Raw genomic sequence first — 13541 nt, forward strand, 5'->3', positions numbered from 1 at the left:
ATCTGGCGTTGACTTTTGGCACGCTGTTGAGTTCTCAAGGAACGGTGGCTTCCTTCGGTCCGCCTTCCAGCGGGCCCTCCGGGCGCTTCGTTCGTTCCACCAGCTTAGCAGATCCGTTTACCAGGTTTTCACCAAGTTTTTGCGAACCCGTCATCTGGTGTTCATCACCGTCTCGCGGCGACTCGACAAACCATAGCCCTTCCTCGACGGAGCGCCTAATCGAGGCGCGCGGCCGGTCACCCGTTCGGCCCGTCGGCCGTGGTTCACACCCCTCTATGCACCCCGATCGGCGCGATCGTCCGGTCTCACCCACATGGCGTAGAGTGCGGCACATCGACCAAGAGGACTAGACCACTTGAGGCCGTCGAGGCCCCTGCCAGCAGGGGTGACGGGTGGCACCGAGTGCAGTTGTGCGCCAGTCGGGCGGGATCGTCACCCGCGAACCACCCTCGGGGGCGCTTGCGAAATGTCCGAACTTGGCATGATTTAGGCTTCAGAACGATCACACCGTCGCTGCCCGCGGCGGCTCGCTGTGCCGCGTCTCTGGGAGGACCCCACCATGACCACTGTGACCTCGCCGCTGGCCGGTCGCGCCGTCGGGCTCGCGAACGTCCCCGACCCCGTCTTCGCCGGGGCCATGGTGGGCCCCGGTACCGCCATCGACCCGGTCCGGGAGCTCACCGAGGCGGTGGCTCCGGTGGACGGGGTCGTCGTGTCGATGCACCCGCACGCCTTCGTGGTGGTGGACGCGGACGGGCACGGGGTACTGACCCACCTGGGGATCGACACCGTGCAGCTCAACGGCGAGGGCTTCGAGCTGCTGGTGAACAAGGGCGACACCGTCACCCGCGGCCAGGCGGTCATCCGCTGGAACCCCGCCGAGGTCGAGAAGGCCGGCAAGTCGCCGATCTCCCCGATCGTGGCGCTCGAGGCCGCGCCGGACGCGCTGGCCGCGGTCGCCGAGAGCGGCGAGGTCGCCGGCGGCGACGCGCTCTTCACCTGGAACTAGCTCCACCCAAGAAGTCGTAAGACCGCCGCGCCGTCCCACTCCCCCGACCAAGAGGGTGGGACGGCCGGCAAGTACCCGGCCCGGCCGTGACCCCACGTCCGGACGGCGGGCCCGCACCCGGGTGAAAGGAACCCACTCATGGAACAGGCGCTGCGAGGCGTAGGTGTCAGCCACGGTGTCGCGATCGGCCAGGTCCGGCACATGGGCACGGCCGTGCTGGAGCCCCCGGCCACCCAGATCCCGACCGAGGACGCACCCCGCGAGCAGGCCCGTGCCCAGGCGGCCGTGGACGCCGTCGCGGCGGACCTGATCGCCCGCGGCAACCTGGCCGGCGGTGAGGCCCAGGCCGTGCTGGAGGCCCAGGCGCTGATGGCGCAGGACCCCGAGCTGATGGCCGACGTGAACCGGCGGATCGCGGTCGGCAGCAGTGCCGAGCGCGGCGTGTACGACGCCTTCGCGGCGTACCGGGCGCTGCTCGCGGCGGCCGGGGACTACCTGGCCGGCCGGGTGGCCGACCTGGACGACGTGCGGAACCGGATCGTGGCGCGGCTGCTCGGCGTGCCGATGCCGGGCGTGCCGGACAGCGACGAGCCGTACGTGCTCTTCGCCCGGGACCTGGCGCCGGCCGACACCGCGCTGCTGGACCCGACCCTGGTGCTGGGCTTCGTGACCGAGGAGGGCGGGCCGACCAGCCACAGCGCCATCCTGGCCCGGGCCATGGGCGTGCCGGCCGTGGTCGCCCTGGCCGGGGCGAGCGAGGTGCCCGAGGGCACCATGGTCGCGGTGGACGGCTCCACGGGTGAGGTGCTGACCGATCCGACCGAGGAGAAGCAGGCCGCACTGCGGGCGGTGGCCGCCGAGCGCAAGGCCGCGCTGGCCGCCTCCTCCGGCCCGGGGCAGACCTCGGACGGGCACAAGGTGCCGCTGCTGGCCAACGTCGGCGGCCCGGGTGACCTGCCGGCCGCGCTGGACGCGGGCGCCGAGGGCGTCGGGCTGTTCCGCACCGAGTTCCTGTTCCTGGACGACTCGGCGAAGGCGCCGAGCGAGGAGAAGCAGGTCGAGGCGTACCGCAAGGTGCTGGAGGCCTTCCCCGAGGGCCGCGTGGTGGTCCGGGCGCTGGACGCCGGTGCGGACAAGCCGCTGGACTTCCTCACCCCGGCGGACGAGCCGAACCCGGCGCTGGGCGTGCGCGGGCTGCGCACGCTGCTGGAGAACCCCGAGGTGATGCGGACTCAGCTGCGCGCGCTGGCCAAGGCTGCCGAGGGCCTGCCGGTGTACCTCGAGGTGATGGCCCCGATGGTGGCGGACCGGACCGATGCCAAGGCCTTCGCCGAGGCGTGCCGGGAGGCCGGGCTGAAGGCCAAGTTCGGCGCGATGGTGGAGATCCCGTCGGCCGCGCTGCGGGCCCGCTCGATCCTGCAGGAGGTCGAGTTCCTCTCGCTGGGCACCAACGACCTGGCGCAGTACACCTTCGCGGCGGACCGTCAGGTCGGTGCGCTGGCCCGGCTGCAGGACCCGTGGCAGCCCGCGCTGCTCGACCTGGTGGCGCTGTCGGCGGACGCGGCCAAGGCCGAGGGCAAGAGCTGCGGCGTCTGCGGCGAGGCGGCCTCCGACCCGCTGCTGGCCTGTGTGCTGACCGGTCTTGGTGTCACCAGCCTGTCGATGGGCGCGGCGTCGATCCCGTACGTGCGCTCGACGCTGGCGAAGTACACGCTGGCGCAGTGTCAGCGGGCAGCGGAGGCGGCCCGTGCGGCGGACTCGGCCGAGGAGGCCAAGGCCGCGGCGCAGCAGGTGCTCTCCGGCGAGTAGCACCACGTGGGTGGTTACACCGGGGGCGCGGGGAACTGCGCGCAGGGGAACGGCAGCACCTGCAACTGACTGATGGCGGGTCAGTTGCAGGTGCGTCGCCTTCCGCCTCGCGCAGTTCCTCGCGCCCCCGGTGTAACCGCGTACGGTGCCCGCGCCCCCGAAGGGGTCAGCTGCGGCGGGTGCGGCCGAGGGTCTCGAAGAAGCGCAGGTGGTCGAGGTTGTCGACGGAGCCGGGGTTGACGGCCTGGTCGAGGGGGGTGCCGGCGAGGAGGCGCTTGACCGGGACCTCGATGCGCTTGCCGGTGAGGGTGTGCGGGAGGCCCTCGACGGCGATCACCTCGTCGGGGACGTGACGGGGCGACAGTTCGGTGCGCAGCGAGGTGCGGATGCGACCCGTCAGGTCGGAGTCGAGCACCGCGCCGGGGGCGAGGACGACGAAGAGCGGCATCCAGTAGCCGCCGTTCTCCTCCTCCAGGCCGATCACCAGGGACTCGCGGATCTCGGGGAGGCGCTCGACCACCTCGTAGATGTCCGAGGAGCCCATCCGGACGCCCTGGCGGTTGAGGGTGGAGTCGGAGCGGCCGTGGATGACCACGGTGCCGCGGGAGGTGGCGGTGATCCAGTCGCCGTGGCGCCAGATGCCGGGGTAGGTGTCGAAGTAGCTGTCGTGGTAGCGGCGGCCGTCCTCGTCGCCCCAGAAGCCGACCGGCATGGACGGGATGGGCTTGGTGACGACCAGTTCGCCGACGGCGTCGGTGAGCGGCTTGCCCTGGACGTCCCAGGCCTGGACGTCGGCGCCGAGGCAGGGGGCCTGGATCTCGCCGAGGTGGACGGGGAGGGTGGGGACGCCGCCGACGAAGCAGGAGCAGACGTCGGTGCCGCCGCTGACGGAGGCGAGCCAGACGTCCGGCTTGACCTCGTCGTAGATCCACTGGAAGCCGTCGGGCGGCAGCGGGGAGCCGGTGGTGCCGAGGCAGCGGACGGCGGAGAGGTCGAGGTCGCGGCCGGGGTGGAGTTCGGCCTTGCGGCTGGCGATCACGTAGGCGGCGGAGGTGCCGAGCACGGTGGCGCCGGTGCGGGCGGCGACGGACCAGAAGGCGCCGGTGTCGGGGTGGCCGGGGCTGCCGTCGTAGGTGACCACGGTCGATCCGACCAGCAGGCCGGCGACCAGGAAGTTCCACATCATCCAGCCGGTGGAGGTGTACCAGAGGAAGCGGTCCTCGGGGCCGAGGTCCAGGTGGAGGCCGGCCTGCTTGAGGTGCTCGACCAGGATGCCGCCCTGGCCCTGGACGATGGCCTTGGGCAGGCCGGTGGTGCCGGAGGAGTAGAGCACCCAGAGCGGGTGGTCGAAGGGCACCTGCTCGAAGACCGGCTCGGCCTGACCGGCCGTCAGGTCGGCCCAGGCGAGGGCGCCCTCGGGGGCGGGGGTGCCGAGCAGCGGGACGTGCACCACGGTGTGCAGGGTGGGCAGCTCGCGGCGGAGCTCGGCGACCACCTCGGAGCGGTCGTGGTCCTTGCCGCCGTAGTGGTAGCCGTCGACGGTGATCAGGGCGACGGGGGCCAGCTGCTGGAAGCGGTCGAGCACGCTGCGGGCGCCGAAGTCGGGGGCGCAGCTGGTCCAGACGGCGCCGACGGCGGCGCTGGCGAGCAGGGCGACGATCGCCTGCGGGATGTTCGGCAGGTAGCCGGCGACGCGGTCGCCGGGGGCGATGCCGCGCTCGCGCAGGGCGCCGGCGAGGGCGGCGACCTGGCGGCGGAGCTCGGCCCAGCTGACCGGGACGGGCTCGGTGGTCTTCTCGTCCAGGTGCAGGATCGCGGGCTTGTCGGCGTTCCCGTCGGCTTCGCCGTGGCGCAGTACGTGCTCGGCGTAGTTGAGCCGGGCTCCGGGGAACCACTCGGCGCCGGGCATCGCGGCGGAGCCGAGGACGGCGGTGGGCTGCTCGGAGAAGCGGACGTCGAACCACTCGGTGACGGCCCGCCAGAAGCGGGACAGGTCCTCGGTGGACCAGGCGTGCAGCGCGGCGTACCGGGCGGCGGCCTCGTCGTCGCCGGCCACCGGCGCGAGCGGGGCGGCGGGGGCGCCGTGGTGCTCGGCGGCCCAGGCCTGGAAGGCGACGATCTGGGTTTCGGCGGCGCGAGCGGGGTCGGGCCGCCAGAGGGGCTGGTCCTGGTGTGGGGTGCTCACGGTGGTGTACTCCCGGCCGGTGGCAGGGGACGGGTGCCTTGTGGGTCCCGTCCGGACGACGCTGTCGGCTGGGACTCTGCCACGTGATCGTCGGTCCGCGCCAGGGTGTCCCCGCACCTTCGCCACCTCGGGGTTTCCGGTCACCGGGCCCGCTGCGGGGCCCGGGCCTAGCATCGGTGTATGGGAGAGCGAACTTTCGCGCCCTACGCGCCGCAGCTCCTGCTGGAGACCGACGGCGACTCGCAGGTGATGAGCCCGGGTCGCGAGTACCACGTCGGGCGTGATCCCGCCGGGGAGATCGTGTTCAGCGATCCCCGGGTGTCCTGGCATCACGCGGTTCTCCACGTGGACGGCGACCACTGGGCGCTCGACGACACCGGCTCGACCAACGGGACCTGGGCTTCCGGGGAACGGGTGAGCCATCTGGATCTGGCACCGGGCAGCACGCTGCGCTTCGGCAGTGCGCAGGACGGCCCGTACGCGACGCTGGCCGCGCTGCCGGAGCCCACCAGGACGGTGCGGGCACCGTCCGCGCTGACCAGGATCACCGGCTCGTACCGGCCGCCGACCAGGGTGCAGCGGCTGCCGGAGCGGGTGGTCCGGATCGGCCGGTCCGAGGACAACGACCTGGTGCTGGACGACCTCTCGGTCTCCCGGCACCACGCCGAGCTGCGGGCGAGACCCGACGGCCGGTACGAGATCGCGGACGTGGGCAGCCACAACGGGACCTTCCTGAACGGCTCGCCGGTGACGGTGGCCCTGGTCGGCCCGGAGGACCTGGTCGGGATCGGGCACTCGGTGTTCTGCCTGGTCGGGGACGAGCTGCAGGAGTTCGTCGACACCGGGGACGTGGACCTGGACGTGGACGGCCTGGTGGTGGAGGTCGCGGGCGGGCGGCGGCTGCTGGACGGGGTGACCTTCCCGGTCGGGCAGAAGTGCCTGCTGGCGGTGGCCGGGCCGAGCGGGGCGGGCAAGTCCACCCTGCTGAACGCGCTGACCGGGCTGCGTCCGGCGGACCGGGGTTCGGTCCGCTACGACGGCCGTGACCTGTACCGGGACTACGCGGAGCTGCGCCGGCGGATCGGGCTGGTGCCGCAGGACGACATCCTGCACACCCAGCTGACGGTCCGTCGGGCGCTGCGCTACGCGGCCGAGTTGCGGTTCTCCGGCGACACCACGCCGGAGGAGCGGGCCGCCCGGGTGGAGGAGGTGATCGGCGAGCTGGGGCTGGAGCAGCGGGCCGACCAGGTGATCTCCAGCCTGTCGGGCGGTCAGCGCAAGCGGGTGAGCGTGGCGCTGGAGCTGCTGACCAAGCCCTCGCTGCTGTTCCTGGACGAGCCGACCTCGGGCCTGGACCCGGGGATGGACCGCTCGGTGATGCAGATGCTGCGCGGGCTGGCGGACGACGGGCGGACGGTGGTGGTGGTCACCCACAGCGTGCTCAGCCTGGACCTGTGCGACCGGCTGCTGATGCTGGCGCCGGGCGGGAAGATCGCCTACTTCGGGCCGCCCGGGGAGGCGCTGGGCTACTTCGGCTTCGCGCAGTGGCCGGAGGCCTTCGAGGCCTTCGAGGAGGACCGGGCCCGGGACTGGGCCGGTCAGTACCACGGCTCGGACGAGCACCGCCGGTACATCGCGGACACCCTGGAGCGCCCGGCGCGGCCCGAGGTCTCCGCCGCGGTGCCCTCCCCCGTGCCGCCGCCGCAGGGCTGGTGGTCGCAGCTGGGGACGCTGGTGCGCCGGTACGCCAACGCGCTGACGGCGGACCGGACCTTCCTTGCGGTGATGATCGCGCTGCCGTTCGTGATGGGTGCGATGGCGCGGGCGCTGGCGGGTAGCAGCCTGGGCCCGGACACGGCGCTGAACGGGCTGCTGATCCTGTGCGTGGGCGGCGTGCTGACGGGCGCGGCCAACGCGGTGCGCGAGCTGGTGAAGGAGCGTTCGATCTACCAGCGGGAGCGGGCGGTGGGGCTCTCCAGATCGGCGTACCTCTGGTCGAAGATCGTGGTGCTGGGGACGATCACGGTGGTCCAGGCGGTGGTGCTGACGCTGGTCGGCCTGGCCGGGGTGAAGCTGAGACCGCAGGGTGGTGGCGGGGTGCTGATGCCGCCGCTGCTGGAGATCACGCTGGCGGTGGCGATGCTCTCGTTCACCGCGATGATGCTCGGTCTGGTGGTCTCCGCCCTGGTGAAGAAGGAGGAGGTGACCATGCCGCTGCTGGTGCTGCTGGCGATCGTGCAGGTGGTGTTCTGCGGGGCGCTGCTCCAGCTGAACGGGGTGCCGGTGCTCAACCAGCTCTCCTGGCTGGTGCCCTCCCGCTGGGCGCTGGCCGCGATGGCCGCCACGGTGGACCTGCGGCAGGCGGTGCCGGGCGAGCTGACGGCGGATCCGCTGTTCCGCCACCAGCTGTCGACCTGGCTGCTGGACATGGGCGTGCTGCTCGGGCTGTCGGTGGTGTTCGGCTTCCTGGTGCTCCGGCTGCTGCGGCGGCAGGAGCCGGCCGTGATGCGCGGCTAGGCGGGCGCGGTGGAGGGCTTCCGCAGCACGCACGTGGTCCCCGAGGGCGGGCTGCCCAGCTGGGAGGGGCCGGACCCGTCCCGGCCCTCGGCGCGGCTGGACGCGCTGCTGCCGGTGATGCTGGCGGGCGCCAGCGGGGACTGGGCCCGGGTGGTCTGCTCCAACGGCTGGACCTGCTGGGTGGACGGGCGCCTGCTGGTGGCCCTCCCCCAGCGCCCGCCCGCCGCCGGGCGGCCCGTCGCCACCGAGGCCGACCCGCGGCCGCTGCTGGCCGAGCTGGAGGCGGCGATCGGCCGCTACCGGGAGCTGCTGGACGAGTACGCGGACGGGCGGCTCAGCCTGGAGGACTTCCGGGCCCGGACGGCGGGGCTGCGGGTCGGCGCGGTGCTGGACGGGCCCTCGGCCTGGCTGCTGGACGTGGAGCGGGGGCGCTGGTCGTACTGCGCGGCGGCGCAGCTGCAGCCGTACGCCACCGTGGAGCCGGCCGAGGGCGGGACGGGGCGGGCGTGAACGGGGTGACGCAGGCGGACCTGAGCGGGCAGCAGCTCGGCGGGTACCGGCTGGAGAAGATCATCGGGCGGGGCGGGATGGCGGTGGTCTACCGGGCCGAGGACCTGCGGTTGGGGCGGACGGTGGCGGTCAAGCTGCTGGCGCCGGAGCTGGCCCGCAACGACGTGTTCCGCGAGCGCTTCGCCCGCGAGTCGCGGGCCGCGGCGGCGATCGACCACCCGCACATCGTCCCGGTGTACGAGGCCGGGGAGACGGAGGGGGTGCTGTACATCGCGATGCGCTACGTGCGGGGCCGGGACCTGCGGGCGCTGCTGGACCGTCAGGGGCCGCTCACCGTGCGGCAGGCGGTGCGGATCACCGCGCAGGTGGCCTCGGCGCTGGACGCCGCGCACGCGCACCAGCTGGTGCACCGGGACGTGAAGCCGGGGAACGTGCTGGTGGCGGAGGGGACGGACAGCGACCACCCCGAGCACGTCTACCTGACCGACTTCGGGCTCACCAAGAAGTCGCTCTCGCTGACCGGGCTGACCACGGTCGGGCAGTTCGTCGGGACGCTGGACTACGTGGCGCCGGAGCAGATCTCCGGGCGGCCGGTGGACGGGCGGTGCGACGTCTACAGCCTGGGGTGCGTGGTCTACGAGGAGCTGACGGGGACTCCGCCGTTCCGGCGGGAGGACGACCTGGCGCTGCTCTGGGCGCACCTGCACGACGAGGCGCCGTCGGTGCGCGAGCTGCGGCCGGACCTGCCGACGGGCTTGGACGGGGTGCTGGGGCGGGCCTTGGCGAAGACTCCGGAGGAGCGGTACGCCTCGTGCCTGGAGTTCGTGGCGGCGCTGCGGGCGGCGGACGACGGCCGGCCGGTGGTGGTCGCCGCGGGGCCGACGCCGACCGAGGTGGTGCCGGTGGTGCCGGCGGTGGAGGAGGATCCGGTGCCGCCCGCGTGGGCGTGGCCGGTGTTCGTCCGGGAGCAGTGACGGGCCGTCAGCGGGGTTGACGGCGCCGGGCGGCGAGGCCGCCGAGCAGGCCGGCCAGGGCGCCCCAGAGGGCGGCGAGCGGGACGGTGCGCAGCAGGTCGGGGGTGAGGGAGACGCCGCCGCCGGCCGCGTCGAAGCCGAGCAGGGACAGGCCCAGGGCGGCGGAGATCCGGGTCACCAGGCCGAGCAGGAGGGCCGCCGCGGCGAGGGCGGCGGCGAGGTGGGCCGCGTACTGCCAGGGGCGGGTGCCGGGCGGGGTGTGGCGGGCGGCGCCGTAGCCGGCGAGCAGCAGCGTCACGGCGGCGAGGGCAGCGAGCAGCCAGGCGCGGCCGTCGTGGGCGGCGAGGGTGGAGAGGTCGAGGGTGGCGTCCTGGCCGGAGGGGACGCGCAGGACCTCGGCGAGGGCGGGCGGCATGGGGAGGCCGATGTCGGTGGGGGCCGAGCCGTGCCAGGCGCCGCCGAGGCCGATGCCGAGGGCCAGCCAGGCGAGGTTGGGCAGGGCGAGCAGGAGGACGGCGAAGGTGGTGCGGGGGTGGCCGGCCACGGCTGCGGTGACCAGGCCGGCGACCGCGGCGAGGGCGACGTAGAGCAGCAGCAGGGTGAGCACGGCGTGGGCGGCGGGCTGGACGGCGGAGCGGTACCGCAGCAGGGCGGGAGGGAGGGGTGCGCGGCGGGAGGCGAGCAGGGTGAGCAGCAGGACGCCCGCGAGCCAGAGCAGGCCGATGCCGAGGGTGGGGAGCAGGGCGGTGCGGAAGCCGACGGTCGGGGCGGCGCCGAAGGCCGCGCCGAGGTCGTCGAGCAGGGGGTCGCCGGTGGGGACGGCGAAGCTGTGCTCGGCGGGGAGCCGGAGCAGGGTGATCAGGACCAGCCAGAGGAGGGCGGTGCGGCCCGCTCTGGCGGCGAGTTCGGCGGGGGTGGCGACGGCGCGCAGGCGCAACGGGCGGAGGAAGAGGTGGGCGGTGGCGAGGGCGCCGAGCAGGGTGACGGAGAGCGGCATGGCTTCGAGGCCGCCCTGCGCCTCGGCGACGAAGGCCGCGGTGCCGTTGAGCTCGACGGGCACGCCGAGGGCCATCAGCACGGTGGCGGCGACCACGGAGGGGAACGCGCCGTCGGGCAGGGAGTCGGCTCCGGCCAGCCAGAGGCCGAGAGTTGCCAGGCCTGCCATCAGGAGCAGCGGCACGACGGCGGTGAGGAGCGCCTCCGCCCAGGGACGGAGGTGGCGCGCGGCGGTGGACGGCGTACCGGCCTGGGACGGCATGGCGGCTCCCGGTGGACGGGGGTTCCCTGATCACCTCAGCTTCGGCCGGGCGCGCACGGTCGGCGAGCCGGAAGCGGTGACGCCAGGGGGCGCGGGGCCACCGGGGTCACCACGGACGGCGGTGGTCGGCGCGACGGGTGGGGTGGGCGGGTCGAGAATGAGCGGCGGGGGAAGGCAGAAGCGCAGCCCTTGGAGGCAGCTCGTGAGCTCCCAACCGCCGTCCGAACCCACCGGTCCGTACTCGGGTCCGCCTTCGGGGGGTGGCGGGCCGTCGCCGACCGAGCCCGCGATGCCCCGCCCGTCGGCGGGCGGGCCGCCCACGGAGGTCGGGGCGACCCCGCCGGTGGAGCCGCCGAGCGGTGCCGGGTCCGCCGCGGGGTCGGGAGCCTCGTCCGGCGGGGTGGTGTCGGGGCCGCCGTCCGGGCCGCTGTCGGGGCCGAACGGAGGGCCGCCCTCGGGTGACGGGCCGTCGGGTGGCGGGGCGTCAGGCGTCGGGCCGCCCGGGGACGGGGGGCGGCGGTTGGTGCCGGCCGGGGGTGGCGGGGGCGGGCGCAGGCCGTGGTGGCGGGGGCCGAAGGGGTTGGCGGTGGTGGCCGTGGCGGCGGGGGCCGCGGTGCTGACGGTGGTGCTGACCAACGGGGGCGGGAAGGACACCAAGACGGAGGCCGCGCCGCAGGTGGCGTTGCAGCCGGTGGCGGCGTCCGGGCCCGATCCGTTCACCGGGTCGGTGGCGGTGGTGGCGATGTCGGAGAGCGCGACGGCTTCCGGGGCGGCGAGCGCCTCGGGGTCGGCGACGGGCCGGACGGTCACGGGTTCGGACCCGGGCCTGTACGGGGGCAGTCGGCAGACGGCCAGCTGTGACGTGCCGAAGCTGTCGGCCTTCCTGACGTCGGATCAGGCCAAGGGCAGGGCCTGGGCCGGGGTGCTGGGCATCGACCCGTCCACCATCGACCCCTACCTGCGCTCGCTCACCCCGGTGGTGCTGCGTTCGGACACCCGGGTGACCAACCACGGTTTCGCCAACGGCGTGGCCACCCCGTACCAGTCGGTGCTGCAGAGCGGGACGGCGGTGCTGATCGACGGGCGCGGGCTGCCCCGGGTGCGGTGTGCCTGCGGCAATCCGCTGCTGCCGCCGGCCGCGCTGGCGGTGCCGCCGGCGTACTCGGGGACGCCGTGGCCGGCGTTCAAGCCGCAGGACACCGTGGTGGTGAGCCCGGCGCCGTCGCCGCTGAAGGACGTGACGGTGGTGGACCCGTCGAGCGGGCAGTCGTTCTCGCACGGGGTGGGATCGCCGTCGGCCTCCGGCTCCGCCTCGTCCTCGGGCTCGTCCTCGGGTTCGGGTTCGCCGTCCGAGTCGGGCTCCGCCTCGCCGGGCTCGCAGTCCCCCGGGTCCCCGTCCTCCTCGCCCTCCGGCCGGTCGGGTTCGCCGTCGGTCGGGCAGCAGCAGTCCGGCGCGCCGTCCGGAGCCGGGTCCGGTTCGGGCTCGGCTGCGCAGAGCAAGGCGGCGTCGCCGTCGGGCGGTGCGAGCCAGCGGCAGGTGCAGAGCCCGGCCCAGCAGAGCCAGGGACAGCAGAGCCAGGGACAGCAGCAGAGCCCGGCCCAGAGCCAGGTGCGCAGCCCCGTGCAGAGCCCGGCCGCCGGTCAGTCGTAGGCGCCCTTGAACCAGGCCTCGGCGATCTGGGTGTGCAGCGGGAAGGCCAGCCTGGTCGGCAGGGTGAGCAGGTGCCAGCCGTCCGTCTCGTCGGTGGGGACGGACGGCGGCAGCGAGTCGAGGGTGCGCGGCGGGAAGAGGGCGAAGAGCATCAGGAAGGCGCCGCGCTCGTCGCTGCCGGTGTCGGCCAGCCGGGCCTGGGCGGGGTCGACCTCCAGGCCGGCCTCCTCGCGGAGTTCGCGGGCGGCGCCGGTCTGCCAGTTCTCGCCGTAGTCGATGTAGCCGCCGGGGAGGGCGAGCTCGCCGTAGCCGGGCTCGATGGTGCGGCGGATGACGAGCAGGGCGCGGGTGCCGTCCGGCTGCTCGACGGGCTGGAGGGCGACGGCGACCGGCAGCGGGTTGCGGTAGCTGATCTCGCCGCAGCCGGGGCAGGTGCGCGGCCAGGTGGTGGTGCCGGGCGCGTACGGGGTGCCGCACCAGTGGCAGTGCGTGAAGGGGCCTGTCATGGCTGGATGCTAGTCGGAGCGGGTGACGGTGCGTCAGTGTCTCGCGGGACGGGACGGGCATCCGTCGGCGATCTTGCGCGTTGTAGCGTGCGGTGGTCGGCGTACGGAGGGTGAGGACAGTGGGGAACGCGTTCGTGCGGGCGTTGGCGGCGGGGCCGCTGGTGCTGGACGGGGGGCTGTCGAACCAGTTGGCGGACGCGGGGCAGGACCTCTCGGACGAGCTGTGGTCGGCGCGGCTGCTGGCGGACGATCCGGCGGCGTTGACGGCGGCGCACCGGGCGTACGTCGAGGCCGGCGCCCAGGTGGTCATCACCTCCAGCTACCAGGCGAGCTTCGAGGGCTTCGCACGGCGGGGGGTCGAGCCCGAGGAGGCCGTGCGGCTGCTCGGGGAGAGCGTGGCGCTGGCCCGGGCGGCGGGGCCGGAGTGGGTGGCGGCCTCGGTGGGGCCGTACGGGGCGGTGCTGGCGGACGGGTCGGAGTACCGGGGGCGGTACGGGTTGACGGTCGGTCAGCTGGTGGACTTCCACGGGCCGCGGCTGGAGGTGCTGGCGGCGGCCGGGCCGGACGTGCTGGCGGTGGAGACGGTGCCGGACGCGGTGGAGGCCGAGGCGGTGCTGCGGGTGCTGGGCGGGCTGGGGGTGCCGGCCTGGCTGTCGTTCTCGGTCGACGGGGAGCGGACCAGGGCCGGGCAGCCGCTGGCGGAGGCCGCGGCGCTGGCGGCCCGGGTGCCGGAGGTGGTGGCGGTCGGGGTGAACTGCTGCTCGCCGCAGGACGCGGACCGTGCGGTGAAGGTGGTGGCGGAGGCGGCCGGGAAGCCGGTCGTGGTCTACCCGAACAGCGGTGAGGGCTGGGACGCCGGAGCCCGCGACTGGCGGGGCGGTTCGACCTTCGTGCCCGAACGCGTGGCGCAGTGGCTGGCGGACGGGGCCCGGCTGGTGGGAGGGTGCTGCCGGGTCGGCCCGGCGGAGATCGCGGCGCTCGCCCGGGTGGTGCGGGAGGCCGACGTGACCGACGGAACTGACAGTCGCTGACGGAGAACGTGCACGCCCGGCCGTCGGCCTGGCAGACTCGGGGCGATACCACTGCGGTCGACAATGTCGACCGCCTGTCAGCGGAGGTACA

Annotated in this window: 11 protein-coding genes; 7 read left to right on the plus strand and 4 right to left on the minus strand. The window is 74.4% G+C overall.

From position 1 onward, the window contains the following. Nucleotides 1–559: 559 nt before the first annotated feature. Together ACWEPF_RS35395 and ptsP are read left to right on the plus strand one after the other, a co-directional pair. Nucleotides 560–1009, plus strand: coding sequence for a PTS sugar transporter subunit IIA (locus tag ACWEPF_RS35395; RefSeq protein ID WP_380148771.1), 450 nt, complete (start codon nucleotides 560–562; stop codon nucleotides 1007–1009). Between the two features lie 138 nt (nucleotides 1010–1147). Beyond that, nucleotides 1148–2818 (plus strand): phosphoenolpyruvate--protein phosphotransferase, encoded by a 1671-nt coding sequence (gene ptsP, locus ACWEPF_RS35400; RefSeq protein ID WP_452175809.1) that lies wholly within the window; start codon nucleotides 1148–1150, stop codon nucleotides 2816–2818. Between the two features lie 166 nt (nucleotides 2819–2984). On the opposite strand, the gene ACWEPF_RS35405 is transcribed toward ptsP, so the two are convergent. Further along, nucleotides 2985–5003, minus strand: a complete 2019-nt coding sequence (locus ACWEPF_RS35405) for an acetoacetate--CoA ligase (RefSeq protein ID WP_452175810.1) — start codon at nucleotides 5001–5003, stop codon at nucleotides 2985–2987. A gap of 180 nt (nucleotides 5004–5183) precedes the next feature. Here ACWEPF_RS35405 and ACWEPF_RS35410 point away from each other — a divergent pair, with 180 nt between their 5' ends. From ACWEPF_RS35410 to ACWEPF_RS35420, 3 genes are read left to right on the plus strand one after another with little or no spacing between them, the layout of a single operon-like run. Beyond that, the gene (locus ACWEPF_RS35410; RefSeq protein ID WP_452175811.1) at nucleotides 5184–7520 is read left to right on the plus strand and encodes an FHA domain-containing protein; all 2337 of its coding nucleotides are present in this window, start codon (nucleotides 5184–5186) and stop codon (nucleotides 7518–7520) included. Nucleotides 7521–7529: 9 nt separating this feature from the next. Beyond that, nucleotides 7530–8030 (plus strand): hypothetical protein, encoded by a 501-nt coding sequence (locus ACWEPF_RS35415; protein WP_452175812.1) that lies wholly within the window; start codon nucleotides 7530–7532, stop codon nucleotides 8028–8030. Next, a complete protein-coding gene (locus ACWEPF_RS35420) occupies nucleotides 8027–9004 on the plus strand; it encodes a serine/threonine-protein kinase (protein WP_452175813.1) in 978 nt (325 codons plus the stop codon). The genes ACWEPF_RS35415 and ACWEPF_RS35420 overlap by 4 nt, the downstream gene beginning before the upstream one ends. 7 nt (nucleotides 9005–9011) lie before the next feature. Here ACWEPF_RS35420 and ACWEPF_RS35425 read toward each other — a convergent pair whose 3' ends face one another. Beyond that, nucleotides 9012–10262 carry a streptophobe family protein gene (locus ACWEPF_RS35425; protein ID WP_452175814.1) on the minus strand — a complete coding sequence of 417 codons (1251 nt, stop codon included), beginning with the start codon at nucleotides 10260–10262 and terminating at the stop codon, nucleotides 9012–9014. A 30-nt stretch (nucleotides 10263–10292) separates the two neighbouring features. Beyond that, nucleotides 10293–11072 (minus strand): hypothetical protein, encoded by a 780-nt coding sequence (locus ACWEPF_RS35430; RefSeq protein ID WP_452175815.1) that lies wholly within the window; start codon nucleotides 11070–11072, stop codon nucleotides 10293–10295. Between ACWEPF_RS35430 and ACWEPF_RS35435 the strand changes: the two genes are divergently transcribed. Beyond that, entirely contained in the window at nucleotides 11005–11913 is a 909-nt protein-coding gene (locus ACWEPF_RS35435) for a DUF6777 domain-containing protein (RefSeq protein ID WP_452175816.1), read from the plus strand. The two genes, ACWEPF_RS35430 and ACWEPF_RS35435, sit on opposite strands and share 68 nt — an antisense overlap. Here the strand turns inward: ACWEPF_RS35435 and ACWEPF_RS35440 are convergent. Next, nucleotides 11904–12419: an NUDIX domain-containing protein gene (locus tag ACWEPF_RS35440; RefSeq protein ID WP_345284058.1), complete on the minus strand. Its 516-nt coding sequence runs from the start codon at nucleotides 12417–12419 to the stop codon at nucleotides 11904–11906. The genes ACWEPF_RS35435 and ACWEPF_RS35440 overlap by 10 nt on opposite strands. 110 nt (nucleotides 12420–12529) lie before the next feature. On the opposite strand from ACWEPF_RS35440, the gene mmuM reads away from it, so the two are divergent. After that, on the plus strand, nucleotides 12530–13450 hold the full coding sequence (gene mmuM / locus ACWEPF_RS35445; protein WP_452175817.1) for a homocysteine S-methyltransferase: 921 nt from the start codon (nucleotides 12530–12532) through the stop codon (nucleotides 13448–13450). Nucleotides 13451–13541 lie beyond the last annotated feature (91 nt).

This window comes from Kitasatospora sp. NPDC004289 (genome assembly GCF_053602875.1).